The organism is Singulisphaera sp. GP187 (assembly GCF_900129635.1).
Lineage (GTDB): Bacteria > Planctomycetota > Planctomycetia > Isosphaerales > Isosphaeraceae > Singulisphaera.
On the sequence record NZ_FSRB01000001.1, the window covers coordinates 4175044 to 4192062 of the forward strand.

Sequence of the window (17019 nt, forward strand, 5' to 3'; positions counted from 1 at the left end):
GCCGCCGCTGTCTCAGAACGGGAAGTGTGAGGGCTCCAGATTCGCGGGGCGGCGATCGCCGCGCGGGTTGAAGTCCGTACGCTCGCGAGGTTCGAACAAGTGATAAGTCGCTTGAAGAGTTGGAAACAGGAAGATCCCTCCGAGCAACACCACCCGGAACGCTCGCGACCCCGCCAGCTCGACCACCCAGGCCACTCCCTCGGCGATCAAGAGCAGTAGCGCGGGGACGAGGAAGAGAAGGAGTCGGCCATGAAACGGATAGAGATGAAGGCATGAGGCAATCAGGGTGATGAGGCCGGGAGCCACGAGCATCCCGAGCGCTTGATTCGCCCCTCGTCTCAGGAACGAGGCGATACCGGCCAGGAAGCAGCCGAACCAGAGCAGCGCCGACAGCGTCCGCCCCAGCGGCGTCGGGATCTCGATCGGATTGGCGAACAGGTACAGGACGCTCCGAATCAACCACTCCGCGCCCCCGGAGGCGGTCAACGGCCGGGGCGGGAATGCAAACGCCCAGAATTCCCACATCGTCCCACGATGCCCCAGTTGCTCGTTCGAGATGACGTAGACGCCCGCAAAACTGAGGGCCCAGACCAGGCTCATAGCCGCGAGAATGAGACTCCGCTTCCATTCCCCGGCTCTGAGCGCAGCGCCGATCAGGACGAGTCCCAGCCCCGCCAGAACGAACGCCACGGGATGCGAAAACCAGACGACGACCGCTCCCACCACGGTGAAACGCGCGAGGCGAAGCCTCGTCGCAGGGCTTGCGATCAGCTCAAGCGCGAGTAGGTCACACAGTAGCACCATCGCCACATCGGTCGAGTACTGCTTCAACTCGGACGCGAAGTAGATCAGGTCGTCGGAAACCGCGAATAGGCCCAAGGCAATCGCCACGGCATTCGGCCGCAAACTGCGCTGAGCCACCCGGACGAAGAGAAAGAGCGAGGCAACGCCGCAGAGCATGGGGAATATCTTGAGGACGATCGAGCGATCGCCCAAGAGTCGGAACAGCCCCCATTCCACGCCGAGAAAGCCGGGGGGAGCGAGTTGGGCCCCCGAGAGCGGACCGAACAGCTCCAGGAAATGCTTCGTGACAATGTTCTGCGCCAGCGAGTCCTCGTCCAGCCAATTCCTCCGATTGGCCAGAAACTGGGCGACGCGCGCGAGCACTCCCAGAAAAAGGATCGTCCCAATCTTCCGTTCCGCCACCCAAGAGGCGATCCTATCGACGCGAAACTCATGTCGCATCAGCGTCTGAAACCCACTCGCTCGCGATCGATCGCCGTCCGTCACATCGTCACCCCTCGCTCGGCGGGACCTTGCGATCCGTCCAAGACGCCCATCCCGAGACCAAGTCAACGCCCGCTCGCCGGACTCCCGCCCAAAACCTCGGCGTACCTTCCGTCGGGCTCCGTTGACAGTACCCACTCGAGAACCGACCGGCAATCGATCGCACGCCGCACCCAACCAAAAAACCAAATTCTCACACGAACACTAACATCTCACTATCAACATCACTTAAAGCATTGTCTCCTTGATTTCGCCGACCGAGTGTCCAGGCTTGACTCCTCGGCTCCTCGCTGGACACGAGAAAGTTTGCCTCCTGCCGGCCAGATCTGTTACAAGAGTCGTAGAGGCTCCGACTGGGCCGAACAGAGTCCAAGCAAAGGGAGAGCAGAACCGTGGTTCACCATCATCTCGAACGCCGCGCGAAGGCCACCTCGATGCTCGTCGGGATTGCGCTCGCGGTCCCAGCAGGTCTTGTCCTCGCGCGCACTGGCACGGCCCAGGAGGACCCAGCGAGGGCGGGGCAAGCCATCACGCAAGATGCTCCTCAAGCCACGCTCCGTGGCCACGACTGGTCGCCGGTCTGGACGGTGGCCTACAGTCCCGACGGTAAGACGCTCGCGTCGGCCTGCGGGCTACTCGGGGACAACCCGGGCCGATTGAAGCTCTGGGACCTCGACAAGAAGCGCGAGCGGGCGATCGAGAAGGAGGACCGCGAGGTCAAAGGACTCGCGTATAGCCCCGACGGTACGACCCTGGCCACCGGTGGGATGGACAAGACCGTGAGGTTGCGCGATCCCGAGACCGGCTCGACGCGTCTCTCCCTCCCGTTCGCGTCGGAGGTCAATGGCATTACAGCCCCGACGGCGGCCTCCTCGCCCTGGCACACTGGGACAACACGATCACCCTGTGGGACCTGAAAACCAACCGGGCCAAGGCCACTCTACGAGGCCACTCGCAAGGCGTCTGGTCGGTCGCGTTCAGCCGCGACGGCAAGAAACTGGCTTCGGGCAGCGGCGACCAAACGGTGAGACCTTGGGACGTGGCCGAAGGCCGGGAATTGGCCGTCCTCAAGGGCCACGTCGATCAGGTCGAGTCGGTTGCTTTCAGCCCCGATAGCTCGACGCTGGCCTCAGCGAGCTGGGATAAGACGGTGAAACTCTGGGACGCCGCGACCGGCAAAGAACTCACCACTCTCAAAGGGCATACCGTCCAGGCGCTGGGTCTGGCGTTCAGCCCCGACGGCAAAACACTCGCGTCGAGCAGCGGCCGATGGGGAGACTACAATTACACGCCCGGGCCCGGCGAGGTGATCCTCTGGAACCTCGCCGATCGCCGCCCTTACGCGATCTTCAAGGGGCATCCCGATCGGATCTTCAGCGTCGCCTTCAACCCCGACGGCAAGACCTTAGCCTCGGCCTGCTGCGACGGCAGCATCCGCCTGTGGGACGTGCCCGAGAGGAAATGAGCATCCCATCCCCCGATGTCGACATGCTCCGCCAGGTCCGTGGTGACTTGGCGGAGCCGGTTCCTCGCGTTCCTCGGCCCGTTGGTGAATCCTTCGCCGTCGCGACCATCCAAGATTGTTCATCACGACTTTTCGATACCGATCATAATTTCACATCGCATTCTCTAGACACTAAAATTGTCGAGATTTCCGCAGTTGCAAAAGCCGATCGCCAGATCGGCCACTGCCTCCGCGCGTGTAAGCCCAATCCTTGGCAATCCGGATGAATGAAGTTGCAGAACCGACGGATCCAAGCCAAAACTTGGAAAGCCAAGTCGATCGCAAGCTGGGATCAGCCACGAGGCATGGGGAGCAAAACCGCGATGAGACGTCTCGGGAATACGGGTTTGTGGATTGCCGTGCTACTGAGCCCGACGTTGGCCTCACCCTCCGCCGCGTGCGCGGAGGGACCGGTGGAACGGCCGAATATCGTCTTTCTCTACACCGACGACCAGGCTCAGTGGGCCCTGGGAGCCTACGGGAACAAGGAAATCCACACGCCGAACCTGGACCGACTCGCCCAAACCGGGGCCCTGTTCCGGAACGCTTTCACCGCCACTCCGGTCTGCTCGCCGTCGCGAGCCAGCATGTTGACCAGCCGCTATCCCACACAGTTCGGCATTGCCGACTGGATCGACCCCAAGATTGAACCCGACCTCGGCCTGGCCCCTTCGGCGATCCTCTGGCCCGAGTTGCTCAAGGCCCAAGGGTACGCCACGGCGCTCATGGGCAAGTGGCATCTGGGAACGCGGAGCGAGTTCCATCCCACCCGCCAGGGGTTCGATCGATTCTTCGGGTTCCTCGGCGGTGGGAATCAGCCGATCAACCCGGAACTCGAAGTCGAAGGAACGGTCCGGCGGGTCCAAGGCTCGCTCCCCGACCTCCTGGTCGGAGAGGGGATCCGCTTCGTCGAGGCCAACCGCGATCGCCCCTTCCTGCTCTCGATCCACTTCCGGGCGCCCCATGTGCCCTATGCACCCGTGCCCGCACAAGACTCAGCGCACTACGACACGCTCGACCCGACGATCCCGGATGTCCCCGGCCTGCCTCGCCAACGGGTCAAAACGCTCACCCGACGCTATTACGCGAGCGTCAGCTCGGTCGACCGCAACGTCGGCGTCCTGCTCGATCGGCTCGAATCGTTGGGGTTGACCGGCAAGACGATCGTGATCTTCACAAGCGATCACGGCTACATGATCGGCCACCACGGCCTCTGGCACAAGGGAAACGGTTCGTGGCTCATTGAAGGCAAGGAAGGGCGGCGGCCGAATCTGTTCGATGACTCGATCCGAGTCCCCCTGATCGTGCGCTGGCCGGGCGTCGTCGCCCCGGGAACCACGATCGACCGGGTCGTTTCCAACCTCGACCTCTTCCCCAGCATCGTCGAGATGACCGGCGGCGGCGTGCCCGACAACTTGCGGATCGGCGGCCGAAGCTTCGTCCCCCTGCTCCGCGCACCGAAGAACAACCCGGCCCCCTGGGACGACACCCTCTTCGGTCAGTACGACATGCACAATGGCCTGGTCGCGAACATGCGACTGATCCGCACCCCCGATTGGAAGCTCATCCGCCACTTCGAACCGGGCGTGGACGACGAACTCTTCCACCTCGCCGACGACCCGGGGGAAACCCATAACCTGGCCGCCGACCCCGCTCATCGCGAGCGCAAAGCCGGACTGGCGCAACAACTCAAACAGTGGATGACCTCGATCGGCGATCCGCAAGCACGCTGAAACTTCGCGAATCCCCAGATCCGCATTGTCTTGCTTCGTCGGCCGAATGCAGTCGGGGACGCTCTCCGTCCTCGGCTGGCGCGGGCCCGACGACGCGGAGCGTCGGGGAGTGCGCCTGTAATTGCATTGAATCCGCAGGGTGTGAGTTCCTGCCGAAGTGTTCTGGCACTTCGTAACCGAGGGTAACTGCGTCGCCGCGAGGCGGGGTGGGAAGCAACCGTAGGTGAACGATCAGTCCGTAACGCAAGTAAACTCGATTCGGCCGACTGTCGTGGCGAGCCTGCTCCTCGATGGCGAAGCCCAATTGACGCATGGCCCCTCAGAAAGGGCGTCCACAGTGATGTGGTCCGGTAAGACCGACGCACAAAACCCCAGAATGGCGTCGGGACGACAGTAGGTTGTTGGAGACGGAATGATCGGAAGGTTCGATGACGAAACACAGGGAGACCTGGACCTCGCCAAAGCCGGTGTTCATTGTCCCTGATAAGGATACGAAGAGCCGGGGGTCCAGGAGTCAGAGCACCCATAGTAGCGCAGAAGCCGGGTAACTCCGGTGGAGCGAAGGGGTGCAGGGAGGTGGAGACGCGATGTCCGATGCGAAGGAATTCCCACTGGAGGCAGTGCCCGCGAGGGCTAGGCGCGCCAGAGAGATCCCGATCCCATGGGTCTGGGTCGAACCGACGGTCTGGACGGAGCGGATGTTGACGGCCCTCATCGAGGGGGTCAAAGGTGGAGTCTGGTATAGCCTGATGGACAAGGTCCACCCGCAACGCGCCCTGTATACGGCATACTCTCGAGTCGCCGCCAACGAGGGTGCCGCGGGCGTGGACCACGTGACCGTGACGATGTTCGAGGACCGCCTGGAAGAGAACCTGAAGGATCTCAGCGACGCCCTGCGTACGGGAACCTACCGTCCGCAAGCGATCCGCCGACACTGGATTCCCAAACCAGGAAACCAGGAAACCAGGAGAAGCGTCCGCTCGGGATTCCCACCGTCCGCGACCGGGTGGTCCAGACGGCACTCCGGCAGGTGTTGGAACCGATCTTCGAGCGTGACTTCGCCGCGCACAGCTACGGCTTTCGCCCCGGCAGGGGATGCAAGGACGCGCTGCGGCGGGTGGACGAGCTGCTTAAAGGCGGATTCACCCATGTGGTAGATGCCGACTTGAAGAGCGATTTCGACACGATCCCCCACGACCGCCTGCTGGCGCTGGTCGCCAAGAAGGTAGCGGACGGGAAGGTGCTGAACTTGATCGACGCGTTCCTGCACCAGGGCGTCCTCGACGACCTGGAGGTATCGACGCCCGAACAGGGGACGCCGCAGGGTGCGGTGATCAGCCCGCTGTTGAGCAACATCTACCTTGATCCGCTCGACCACCTGATGGCCGAATCGGGTTTCGAGATGGTGCGCTACGCGGACGACGTCGTGATCCTGTGTCGAAGCTCGGAGGAAGCGGCCCAAGCGATGGCGGTGGTGCAGGAGTGGACGGCCTCGGCCGGCCTGACCCTGCATCCCACCAAGACGCGGATCATCGCCGTCAGGACCGAAAGCTTCGACTTCCTGGGCTACAGGTTTGAGGACGGCACACGCCGCCCGCGACCGAAGAGCCTGGACAAGTTCAAGGAGACGGTCCGGACGAAGACCACGCGTACGACCGGGGGCAGCCTCTCCGCGATCATCGCTAGCCTCAACCCAACGCTTCGTGGCTGGTTTGAATACTTCAAGCACAGCCACAAGTGGACGTTTGAACGACTCGACGGCTGGATCCGCATGCGTCTGCGGAGTCTGCTCCGTAAACGGATGAAGAAACGAGGCCGCGGTCGTGGCACCGACCATCAACGTTGGCCCAACGCCTTCTTTGCCGACCATGGACTTTTCAGCTTGGAACGAGCCCATGAGTTAGCCAGTCAATCCTCTTTGAGGTAAAACCACCAACGGGAAAGCCGTATGCGGGAGATCCGCCCGTACGGTTTGGAGGGAGGGGGAGCGTAATCCGCTCTCCCTACCCCTATCGGCATTCCCACGGAGGACCGTGGGAACGAGGGGGATTCCTCGCTCCATGGCGGGTCGTATCGTTTCACCAGTAACCGGCACGGTGGTAGACGGTTTCGGTGGTTGCATCGAAGTAATAGATCGCTCCATCCCCATCTTTCCCGATCGGGCTGTGGAACTCGATTGGATTCTTGAGTGCTGGCCACTTTAAGTCAGCAAACATGCGGTCATAGTCAATAGAATCGACAGAAACCGGCTCGCCGTCGTGAAGTTGATCGCGCGATGTCACCGAGTACTCACCATATCTGTCCCAAATCGCATCGAGATACGACAGCAGATCCGCTTTCGAGATCGAATATTTCGCCCAATGGCCGGCCGAAATCTTCTTCAGAGTGATGTTTCTGGCTTTTGCTGGGAGATAGCGTTCGACACGAAAGTCATTCACTTCCGAGCCGGAATTGTATTGGAATGTCCCGAAACGCTGCGAGTCGATAATCGCCATGATTCCCATGCAGGAGGGAATCAAGGCAAGGCACCCGCATGCCAGAGAAATTTTAAACATCTTGCCGCGTTTCCATTTCACGATCGGCGCGAGTGCCGTCAACAAAGCAACCAACGCCATGAGCAACGCGATCGTGATTTTGAAGGGGAGGGCGAGCGGCCAGAGCATGCGACTGTCCTTGGGCGATCACTTTTGCATTGCGCACAGCGGAGGAAAAAGGGGACTGGCTCCCGGCCCCTGAGCCCTTGAATCGCGCCGAACGCCTTGGAGGCCGGGGGCCTGTCCTCTTTTTCCGTGAGCCAGCCGGTCGGGAACCGCTCTATTGTCGCCCTCGGGTCATGAACGGGTACGTCCATGCTTCACGTGGCTCAATGCAAGGGCCGGCTGCGACCGTCCTGGCGGATTCGCTCGAGCAGGTCGCTCAACCGCTTGACGTCTTCCGGACGGCTCGAGGCGAGGTTGTTGGTCTCGCTCGGATCGGCGGCGAGGTCATAGAGTTCGCGGGCAGGGGCAAGCCCATTGGTCTTCTTTTTCGCGACCGCGGCCTTTTTCTTCGCCGCGGCTCCCCCCTGGCCGCCGGCCTGTCGCGCGATCAGTTTCCAGTTCCCCTGGCGGAGCGAGAGGCCGCCCCCCTGCTCGACGAGATGGTCGCGGCCCTTGGGCGAGATACCCAGCAGCGCGGGCAGGACGTCGAGACTGTCCAGGCCCGCGTCCTGCGGGAGGTCGCGTTTGGTCAGGGCGGCGAATGTCGCCAGCAGGTCGATCTGGCAGATCAACGCATCAGAAACTCCCGGCTTGATTTTTGCCGGCCAGGATGCGATCAAGGGGACGCGGGTCCCCCCTTCATAGGGGGAGTACTTGCCACCGCGAAGCGGGCCGGAGGGACGATGCCCGTTGAGGGTTTGCTCGGCCTCATCGGCGTAGCCATCGTCAACGACTGGGCCGTTGTCGCTCGAGAAGATGACCAGGGTGTTGTCGGTCAACTTCAGACGGTCGAGGGTCGCGAGCACTTCGCCGACGCACCAGTCGAGCTCTTCGATCACATCGCCGCGAACGCCGCAGCCGCTCTTGCCGGCGAAGCGGGGGTGCGGCACGCGCGGGACGTGGACGTCGTGCGTAGCGAAGTAGAGAAAGAAGGGGTTCGCCTGGTTCCGATCGATGAACGCCGTGGCCTCGCGGGTCAGGACATCGGCCATCTCTTCGTCGACCCAGCGGGCCGCCTTGCCACCCGTCATGTAGCCGATCCGGCTGATCCCGTTGACAATCGTGTTATCGTGCCCTTGGCTCAGCTTGATCTTGAGTTGATCGGGGTTCGAACGCCCGGTCGGGTCGTCACCGACGGGTTGCAAGTAATCCACCTTGATCGGGTCGTTCGGGTCGAGGCCAACCACGCGGTGGTCCTTCACGTAGACGCAAGGCACCCGGTCCCCCGTCGCCGGCAGGATGAAGCAGGAGTCGAACCCCACCTCGAGCGGCCCCGGGTGTATCTCTCGGTTCCAATCGATCGGACCCTCGCCGAGCCCCAGGTGCCACTTGCCGACGGCCCCGGTCGTGTACCCCGCCTGCTTCAACAATGCAGGCACGGTCAGCCGGCCCGGCTTGATGATCAGCGAAGCGTCACCCGGGAGGATGTTCGTCCCCTGCTGCCGCCAGGCATACTCTCCGGTCAAGAGCGAATAACGCGACGGTGTGCACGTGGCCGCGGACGAATGAGCGTCGGTGAAACGGAGTCCACGCGCGGCCAGACGATCAAGGTTCGGCGTCTTGACCTGGGTCGCGCCGTAGCACCCGAGGTCGCCATAGCCCAGGTCATCAGCATAGATCAAAACAATATTGGGTGAAGCTTCGTCGGCTTCACTCACGGTCGTTCCCCAGAGCGTGAGAAGCAAGGCTGTAGCGGTCGAAAATCGTGAAGGCATCGAGATGAGTTCCATCATTAGTATAAAATCAATCCGCCGCGCGATCCGATCAATGGGTCAGGCAGCAGGCCGGTTCGATGAAGACGTCGGAGCTCATGCCTCGGAGTGGTCGCTTGGCCTCGACCGCGCGGTCGTAGACGAGTTTGCCGCCGAGTAGGACGTGCGACACGTGGGAGGCGTACTCGAACGGGTCGCCGTCGTAGAGCACCACGTCGGCCACTTTGCCCGGCTCCAGGCTACCGTAATCGGCGTCGACCTTGAGGATCCTGGCCGCGTCGAGCGTGATCGCCTTCAGAGCCCGGTCGTAGCCGAGGCCGTTGGTCATCGCGATGGCGGCCTCGTAAAGCGGGATCCGGGTCTTGGGAACATAACCCTCGTAGGCTGACGTGATCGCCACCGGGATGCCCTTGTCGGCCAGGAGCGCGGCGTTGTTCAAGGTGGAATTGAAGGTCTCGGGGGAGCCGGGCCGCTGCATCGTCGGATGAACGAGCACCGGAACTTTGGCCCGTGCGATCGCGTCGGCGAGCCGATAGCCTTCGGTCGCCTGGCTGAGGACGAGATCCAGGGAGAACTCGTCGGCCAACCGAAGCGCGGTGGCCAGGTCGTCAGCGCGGTGGGCGGCGAACACCGCCGGAACCTTCTTCTCGAGCAAGAGACCGAGCGCCTCGTGCTTGAGGTTGTGGTCGGGTTCGGATCCCTCCTTGGCCGCGAGTCGCTTCTTGCGGTCGTTGGCCGCGGCGGTCAGGGCATTGCGGATCAAGGCGGCCGTGCCCATCCGGGTGCCAGGCGCCTTGCCTGGGTAAGACGACTTGGGGACCTCGCCCAGGTTGAACACGATCGCCGACGGGAACCGAACCTTCATGGCTTCGGCCGTCACTCCGTGGGTCCGGAAGATTCCGGCCTGGCCGCCGATCACGTCGACCGGGCCGGGCATCGCCTGGATCAGGGTCACGCCATGTCGGAGGGCAAACTCGAGCAACGGCTCGGCCGGGTTGAAGCTATCGAGGATCCGCACGTCGGACTGGTTCGGGTCGCTCTTCTCATCCTGATCCTGGTCGGCCGCAATGTTAAGCCGCCCCGAGACCCCCACGACCGTATGCGCGTCGATTAGCCCCGGAGTCACCACAGCGGCCGAAAGCACGGGAGTTCCTTCGGGGATATCCACGCCTTCAGACTTGCCGGCATACTTGATCTTGCCGGCCTCGACGAGGACCAGGCCATCCGCGATCGCGGGACCGCCGACCGTGTGAAGCCGCCCCGCGCGAATCGCGATCCGGCTCGTCTCGGGCTTGATCTCCGCCCCGTTCTTCACGGTCGGGAGCATGGCGTCGGCCGGAGCTTGGATCGGAACCGCCGGCGCGGGTCGGTCCTTGGAATCAGGAAGTGCGAAGCCGCCGATGGCGTAGGCGGCCTGAGCGGGGTCGAGGCGGTCGTACCGCTTCTTTCCCTCGATATAGGTCTGCAAGACCTGCGTGTAAACGCGGAACGGCCGGCCCGAAAGGATGAGGAAGTCGGCATCCTTGCCCGGCTCGATCGAACCGATCTTACGCTCGAGGTGAAGCATCGTGGCCGGTGTGATCGTCAAGGCCCGAAGCGCGGAGGCTTCGGACAATCCACCACGGACGGCCAGGCTCGCGGTCCGCAACAGGAACCTGGACTCGGTGACGAAGTCGTCGGTGTTCACGGCGATCGCGACCCCGGCTTTCTCCAGGATGGCCGCGTTCCCCTCAATGAGGCCGTCGACTTCGGGCTTGCCGCCGGGGCTGTCGAGGATCGTCAGCGAAACGCCAACCTTCCGCTTGGCCAGTTCATCGGCGATTTTGTAGGCCTCGGTGCCGTGCTGGACGACGACCTCGAAGCCGAACTCCTCAGCCAGCCGCACGACGGTCATGATGTCGTCGGCCCGGTGAGTGTGGAAGTGAACGGTCCGCTTGCGGTCGAGCACCTCGACGAGCGACTCCATCGCCAGGTCGCGTTCGGGTTCCGTGGCCGTCTTGGCCTTCTCGCCCCCCTCCGCCTTGGTCTTGCGATAGTTCTGCCACTTGCGGCGATAGTCCTCGGCTTTGAGGAGTTGCTCGCGCTGGAGGGCGGCGACGCGCATCCGGGTGCCGGGCGCCTGATTTTTCGAGCCGTAGGCGCGTTTCGGATTCTCGCCGTTGGCCATTTTGAGCCCCCCCTCGGGGGTGCCGGGGGTCACCATCATCGCGGTGATCGGCCCGCCTCGGAGTTTGACATAGAGGGTCTGGCCGCCGATCACGTTGCCGCTGCCGGGCATGATGTTGGCCGTGGTGACACCTCCGGCCAAGGCCATCCGGATCCCCGGGTCGTCGGGCCAGATGGCGTCGAGCGCCCGGATGCCGCTCTGCACGGGCCCGGTCATTTCGTTGCCGTCGGAGTGCGCCTCGATATCCGGCTTGGGGTAAATCCCAATATGCGAATGCGTATCGACCAGCCCGGGAATGATGACCTTGCCGGCGACGTCCTGGACCTGGGCCCCCTCGGGAACCGCGACTTCCCCACGCTTACCGATCGCAGCGATCCGACCGTCGCGCACCACCAGGTCGGCGTCGGCAATCTCACCACCGGTCGCCGTCAGCACCGTGGCCCCGCGGAAGACCTGGACCGCCGGCTCATCCTCACCGCGTGCATCTCCGTGGGGCAGAGTGAGAAGGACGAGTAAGCAAGACAACCGGCAATGGATCGTTCGCATCAGGATCCCAGGTCAACGGGGACTGGCGAGAACCCTCAACGGGGGCGTCCTCGAAGTCCTCGACGATACCTGGCCCGCGTGGGGCCCGCAACGGGGACTCTCATCGTTCGAGGCTGAGCGAGCGGCTTCGAGGTTCCTCACTCCGAATCGCAATTCTCTGAGACCGCGGGCGCCCCGACCCCATTTGGCTTCTCTTCCCTGGGACCGTCGGCGCCCCGACCGCTTTTTTCAATTTCAATTTCAACCCAAGAGCGGGCGGGTCGCCCGCGGTCCCAGGGAATGCAAAAATGAGCTCGTGTCCTGACGGGATGCCCCGGCATGCTTGACTTTTCCGCCCCTGAATCCTCGGCGCTCATTTCAAGTACGTTCGTGCCGGCTGGCCAGGCACCCGGACGGGGATGCTCCAGAGCGAGCCGCCCGCGGTGACGTACAAGGTTTTCAGGTCGTCGCCACCGAAGGCGCAGTTGGTGCACTCGTCGCGCGGGATCGGGATCCAAGTGAGGAGTCGGCCTTCGGGTGAAAAGACGTAGACACCCGCGGTCGGCTGGTTCTGAAGTTCGTGCGGTGGGTTCGGCTGGTTCAGGCCCGCCGCGACGAAGAGGCGTCCTTCGGCGTCGAGCTTGATGCCGTCAGGCCCTCGGGTCGTGCCCCAGTCATGGATCAGTTTGCGGCTGGCGGGATCGACGGTGCCGTCGGCCCGCAGGTCGAAGCGCCACAACTTCCGGGCTCCGCCGGCATGATTATTGTTATTATCGGCCACGAAGAGATGCCGGTCATCAGATGTGACGACCAGTCCGTTGGGGCGATCGACCTCGTGGGTGAGAATCCGCGTCACCGACCCATCGGGATCGATCCGGTAGACTCCCTCAACCTCACGCCCTTGCGAGTCGACCAACTCCATCGCGGTTCGATCGCCATAGCACGGGTCGGAAAAGTAGATTCGGCCCCTGGAATCGATGGTCAGGTCATTCGGCTGATTGAACCGCTTCCCCTCGTACCGTTCGGCCAGAACGGTGAGCCGGCCATCGTCCTCGAGCCGGGTCACGCGTCGGTTCTGGAACTCGCAGATGACCAGCCGACCCTGCGGATCGAGCAGGAGCCCGTTCGACCCGGCATCACGGCGGTAGATCGAGACCACTCCCTCACGCGTCCGTCGATTGATGTGCCCGTCCCCACTGGTGAGCAGTCCGAGCTTCGGGTGCCATAACGGGCCCTCGCCGGCCCCCTGCTCCCGAACCAATTCCGGCTTCGCGTCCCGAGCGAGCACGCCTGGGTCTTGCTGCGCAAAGACGGGCGTGAACATCAACATTCCCAGTATGGCGAAGAACAGGTAATGTCGAACGTGACAGCGAGCAATCATCGCGGTGGCCCCAGGGGATTTTCTTGACGGCAAGCCTGATTTTACCGTCAGATTGCTCGAGTGATACGACAAAGTGAGATTCGCAAGAACATTCCTGTAAGCCAAACAGGACCTTATTCCTGGAATCGGAGCCTGGTCGATTCGGTTCTTGGCGGCAACGCCGAATCCCTTCGTCGAAGCCCTTGTCCGGGGGTTGCCGGACATGCTACCTTTTCGAATAGCCACTCCGTTCGTGATCGCGCCATTTCCTGATCCGGGAGTCTCGCCCGGCGGCTCCGCCGCGATCGGCCGCAAACCGTTTGAAACCCTGGGCACGTAGCCGAATCCCCCTAACAACCGCCCTCGGCCGTCGTTCCTCAACGCTGCGGAATTCTGACGTGAAAGGTGGTTTGATCCATGAAACTTTCGTCGTATCATCGCATCGCGACGCGATGCCCAGGATCAGTCGGCTCGCGATCCGTTTAGGATCGTGGTTCCGTTCATTCGACTCGAGCGAGCGCTCGCTCGCAGCCATCGGGGTCAGGGAATGAGTCTGAGCCGGAGGACAATACTGAGCCTGGCCTTTCCGCTGGCATTGGCGATGCTGTCGCTCAACATCATCGTCGCGTTCGCGAGCTTGCGTACACTCACCACGATGGCCCGCCAATCCGGCCGCTCACGGGACACTCTGAACGAGGTCGAGCAAATCATCGCCGCGCTCAGGGAGGCCGAGAGTAGCCAGCGGGGTTACCTCCTGACGGGATCCGACTCCTATCTCGAACCGTACGTTGAGGCCCTTGGCCTTCTGCCGGGCCGACTCGATCGCCTGAAAACGCTCACGGCGAACAACCCGAACCAGACAAGGCGGGTCAACCATCTGAGTGATCTGATCGATCAGAAGCGTGAAGAACTCGAACACTCCGTGGCCCTGTTTCGCAGCGGACACAAGAACGCCGCCCTCAAGACCGTGAAGAACGGCCGGGGAATTCGGCTGATGGACCGGACCCGCCGGGTGGCCTCGGCCATGCGGGAGCACGAGCAGAGCGTGCTGGCCCGGGACCGGTGGATCTCACGGCGCGCGTTCCAGAGAACCGCGCTCGTGGTCGTGATCGCGACGTTCCTGGCGATGGGGCTCCTCGGATTGGCCCTGGTCTTGCGTCGGCGGGAATTGGCCGAGCGCGAACGGCGTGCCCTGGCGGTTCGTCAGAGCGAGGCCCGGCTCGCCACCACCTTTCTGAGTATCGGCGACGCCGTCATCTCAACCGACGAGACCGGTTGCGTCCAACTCATGAACCCGGTCGCCGAAGCGCTGACCGGATATCCGCTCGCCGATGCAGTCGGAAGGCCGATCGCGATGGTCCTCCAACTCATGAACGAGCGAACGCGACAACCGGCCGAGAACCCGGTGACGCGCGTGCTCCGCGAAGGGGTGATTTCGGGCCTGGCGAATCACACGCTGCTGATCGCTCGCGACGGCACCAGGATCCCGATCGACGATAGCGCCGCCCCGATCCGCGACGCCAGCGGCCAGATCCTCGGCGTGATCATCGTTTTCCGCGACATCACCGCGCGGCGACGCGACGAGTCCGAACGCGAGCGATTGCTGACCGCCGAGCGCTCGGCACTCGCCGACGCGGAGAACGCCAACCGGGCGAAGGACCAGTTCCTCGCGATCCTCAGCCACGAGCTGCGGACTCCGCTCAACCCCATCATGCTCGCGGTCACCTCGATGCTCGCGCGGCCGGTTGCGCCCGAGGAGATTGGCCCCGCGCTGGAGATGATCCGCGAGAACGTCGTTCTGGAAGCCAGGCTCATCGACGACCTGCTGGACGTGATGCGGATCGCGCGAGGAAAGTTGACCCTGCATCCGACGGTCCTCGATTGCCACAGCCTGATCCGCCACGCCGTGCAGATCTGCCAGAGCGACGTCCAGGACAAGCAACTGGGCGTGGCGGTCAACCTCTCGGCCCGCGACCATCACGTGAGCGCGGATGCGACTCGACTCGAACAGGTTTTTTGGAACCTGATCAAAAACGCGGTCAAGTTCACCCCGACCGGGGGAACGATCGCGATTCGCACCTGGAATGAGCCCGACCCCACCGCACTCGGTCGCGACATGCTCATCATCGAATTCGTCGACACGGGAATCGGCATCGAGCCCAACGTCCTGCCCTGGATCTTCGACCCGTTCCATCAGGGTGAAGCATCGATCACCCGAAGATTCGGCGGCATGGGCCTCGGCCTGGCGATCAGCCTGGGGGTGATCGAAGCGCACGGTGGGGTCCTGACCGCCGAGAGCCTCGGTAAGAACCAAGGAGCGACCTTCCGGGTGCAGTTGAAAGTGGAACAGCAACCGGTCCTTCACGCCAAGACGCTTCCGCTGCCAGGTTCGACGGCGACGAGTATGACTCCGAGTTCGAGTACGACAACGGCTCTGGACCCTCCTCCGGCAAGCCTGCGGATCTTCCTGGTTGAGGACGAGCCGATGACCCTGATCGTCATGGCCAGGCTCTTGCGCCGGATCGGCCACGAAGTGACGACCGCAAGCTCCGTCCAGGAGGCACTCACGATCGCCAACGGGCTCGATTTCGACGTGGTGATCAGCGACATCGGGCTTCCGGACGGCAGCGGCCTGGACCTCTTTCGCCAGCTCTCGGTGAACCGCGTGTTACCCGCGATCGCGCTGACCGGCTTCGGGATGCAAGAGGATATTCGCCAGAGCCGTGAGGCGGGGTTCCGGGCGCACCTGACCAAGCCCATCGACTTCGCCAGGCTCGTGACCACGATCCGCCAGGTCGTGAGCCGGCCGGCGGACTCCGGCTGACCCAGCAAGCCTAGAAATTTCCACGTTTTCAAGCTTGTGACATGAAAACCGGCGGACTTGCAACGCGGAGATCGTTGCGGGCTTGCGTCCGGGGCTTGGCTCCATTAAGACCATACCTAATGAATCGCGGTTCATGCCCGTTGAGAGGCATCGCCAACCCCGCATTCATGCCGATCCCGAGAGCCCCCTTTGGGTCGTCCCCCCCAAGCGGGCGATACACCAACTTTTCGAGGAGAACCGGCTCGATGCACGACGACACGCAATCCGCGCCTGCGAACGGCGATTTCACCCGAAGAACGTTCGCGGTCACGACGCTCGCCGCCGGCTTCGCCCTGGCGGTGCAGCCGGTCTCGGCCCAGACCACCATCACGACCGACACCGAAGGCTTGGAGGCGGGGGAGGTCAAGATCCCGACGTCCGACGGCGAGATTCCGGCCTACCGGGCCGCACCGGCGAAACCAGGGCCGTTCCCGGTCATCCTGGTCGTCCAGGAAATCTTCGGCGTCCACGAACATATCAAAGACCTCTGCCGCCGCCTCGCCAAGGCCGGCTACCTGGCCATTGCCCCCGCGCTGTACGCGCGCCAGGGGGACGTGTCGACCATCAAAGAGATCCCCGAGATCATCGCCAAGGTCGTCTCCAAAGTCCCCGACGCCCAGGTGCTCTCCGATCTCGACGCCACCGTCGCCTGGGTCAAGGCGTCGGGCAAGGGGGATACGACCAAGCTCGGCGTCACCGGCTTCTGCTGGGGCGGGCGAATCGTTTGGCTCTACGCCGCGCACAACCCGCACCTGAAGGCTGGGGTGGCCTGGTACGGCCGAATCGTCAGCCCGCCGGATGAACTCCATCCCAAAAACCCGATCGACCTGGCCGGCGCGCTCAAGGCCCCCGTGCTCGGCCTCTACGGCGGCGCCGATCAAGGCATCCCGGTCGAGACCATCGATCGGATGCGCGCCGCGCTCAAGGAAGCCAACAAGACCGCCGAGATCATCGTCTATCCCGACACCCCCCACGGCTTCAACGCCGACTACCGGCCGACCTATCGCAAGGACAAGGCCGAAGACGGCTGGAAGCGAATGCTCGCCTGGTTCAAACAACACGGCGTCGCCTGATCGGCCGCATTTGATTCCCCAACGGAGTCACCCAGCGCACCATCCTCGCTCGGTTGAATCCCAGGCCGAGCGATCGGGATGGCTGGGGCAATCCAC

Annotated in this window: 11 protein-coding genes and 1 pseudogene; 7 read left to right on the forward strand and 5 right to left on the reverse strand. The window is 63.2% G+C overall.

The window, feature by feature from the left end; all coding sequences use genetic code 11:
* Positions 1–12: 12 nt before the first annotated feature.
* Positions 13–1206 carry a hypothetical protein gene (locus tag BUS42_RS16120; RefSeq protein WP_254053553.1) on the reverse strand — a complete coding sequence of 398 codons (1194 nt, stop codon included), beginning with the start codon at positions 1204–1206 and terminating at the stop codon, positions 13–15.
* 473 nt (positions 1207–1679) lie between these two features.
* Between BUS42_RS16120 and BUS42_RS16125 the strand changes: the two genes are divergently transcribed.
* From BUS42_RS16125 to BUS42_RS16140, 5 genes and pseudogenes are all read left to right on the forward strand, one after another.
* Positions 1680–2204, forward strand: a complete 525-nt coding sequence (locus BUS42_RS16125; RefSeq protein WP_074307900.1) for a WD40 repeat domain-containing protein — start codon at positions 1680–1682, stop codon at positions 2202–2204.
* Positions 2201–2305 (forward strand): annotated as a pseudogene (locus BUS42_RS46485) (hypothetical protein); the annotation flags it as partial. The gene BUS42_RS16125 and the pseudogene BUS42_RS46485, both read left to right, overlap by 4 nt.
* A gap of 6 nt (positions 2306–2311) precedes the next feature.
* Entirely contained in the window at positions 2312–2752 is a 441-nt protein-coding gene (locus BUS42_RS16130) for a WD40 repeat domain-containing protein (protein WP_074307902.1), read from the forward strand.
* A gap of 362 nt (positions 2753–3114) precedes the next feature.
* A complete protein-coding gene (locus tag BUS42_RS16135; RefSeq protein WP_074311126.1) occupies positions 3115–4524 on the forward strand; it encodes a sulfatase family protein in 1410 nt (469 codons plus the stop codon).
* A gap of 1006 nt (positions 4525–5530) precedes the next feature.
* A complete protein-coding gene (locus BUS42_RS16140) occupies positions 5531–6451 on the forward strand; it encodes a reverse transcriptase domain-containing protein (protein WP_254053554.1) in 921 nt (306 codons plus the stop codon).
* A 151-nt stretch (positions 6452–6602) separates the two neighbouring features.
* On the opposite strand, the gene BUS42_RS16145 is transcribed toward BUS42_RS16140, so the two are convergent.
* The 4 genes from BUS42_RS16145 to BUS42_RS16160 all read right to left on the reverse strand — a co-directional run bounded on the left by BUS42_RS16145 (position 6603) and on the right by BUS42_RS16160 (position 12951).
* Positions 6603–7187, reverse strand: coding sequence for a hypothetical protein (locus BUS42_RS16145; RefSeq protein ID WP_083670235.1), 585 nt, complete (start codon positions 7185–7187; stop codon positions 6603–6605).
* Between the two features lie 200 nt (positions 7188–7387).
* Entirely contained in the window at positions 7388–8938 is a 1551-nt protein-coding gene (locus tag BUS42_RS16150; RefSeq protein ID WP_074311130.1) for a sulfatase family protein, read from the reverse strand.
* 49 nt (positions 8939–8987) lie between these two features.
* On the reverse strand, positions 8988–11648 hold the full coding sequence (locus BUS42_RS16155; RefSeq protein ID WP_074307904.1) for an amidohydrolase family protein: 2661 nt from the start codon (positions 11646–11648) through the stop codon (positions 8988–8990).
* 352 nt (positions 11649–12000) lie between these two features.
* Entirely contained in the window at positions 12001–12951 is a 951-nt protein-coding gene (locus tag BUS42_RS16160; protein WP_254053555.1) for an SMP-30/gluconolactonase/LRE family protein, read from the reverse strand.
* A gap of 583 nt (positions 12952–13534) precedes the next feature.
* Between BUS42_RS16160 and BUS42_RS16165 the strand changes: the two genes are divergently transcribed.
* A complete protein-coding gene (locus BUS42_RS16165; RefSeq protein WP_074307908.1) occupies positions 13535–15811 on the forward strand; it encodes a CHASE3 domain-containing protein in 2277 nt (758 codons plus the stop codon).
* Positions 15812–16056: 245 nt separating this feature from the next.
* A complete protein-coding gene (locus tag BUS42_RS16170) occupies positions 16057–16923 on the forward strand; it encodes a dienelactone hydrolase family protein (RefSeq protein ID WP_074307910.1) in 867 nt (288 codons plus the stop codon).
* The last annotated feature ends 96 nt before the right edge of the window (positions 16924–17019 follow it).

Bases quoted from the DNA above. Each gene is read 5' to 3' on its own strand.
- BUS42_RS16150 (WP_074311130.1), bottom strand. From the start codon at position 8,938: ATGCCTTCACGATTTTCGACCGCTACAGCCTTGCTTCTCACGCTCTGG.
- BUS42_RS16135 (WP_074311126.1), top strand. From the start codon at position 3,115: ATGAGACGTCTCGGGAATACGGGTTTGTGGATTGCCGTGCTACTGAGC.
- BUS42_RS16155 (WP_074307904.1), bottom strand. From the start codon at position 11,648: ATGCGAACGATCCATTGCCGGTTGTCTTGCTTACTCGTCCTTCTCACT.
- BUS42_RS16145 (WP_083670235.1), bottom strand. From the start codon at position 7,187: ATGCTCTGGCCGCTCGCCCTCCCCTTCAAAATCACGATCGCGTTGCTC.
- BUS42_RS16170 (WP_074307910.1), top strand. From the start codon at position 16,057: ATGCACGACGACACGCAATCCGCGCCTGCGAACGGCGATTTCACCCGA.
- BUS42_RS16160 (WP_254053555.1), bottom strand. From the start codon at position 12,951: ATGTTCACGCCCGTCTTTGCGCAGCAAGACCCAGGCGTGCTCGCTCGG.
- BUS42_RS16165 (WP_074307908.1), top strand. From the start codon at position 13,535: ATGAGTCTGAGCCGGAGGACAATACTGAGCCTGGCCTTTCCGCTGGCA.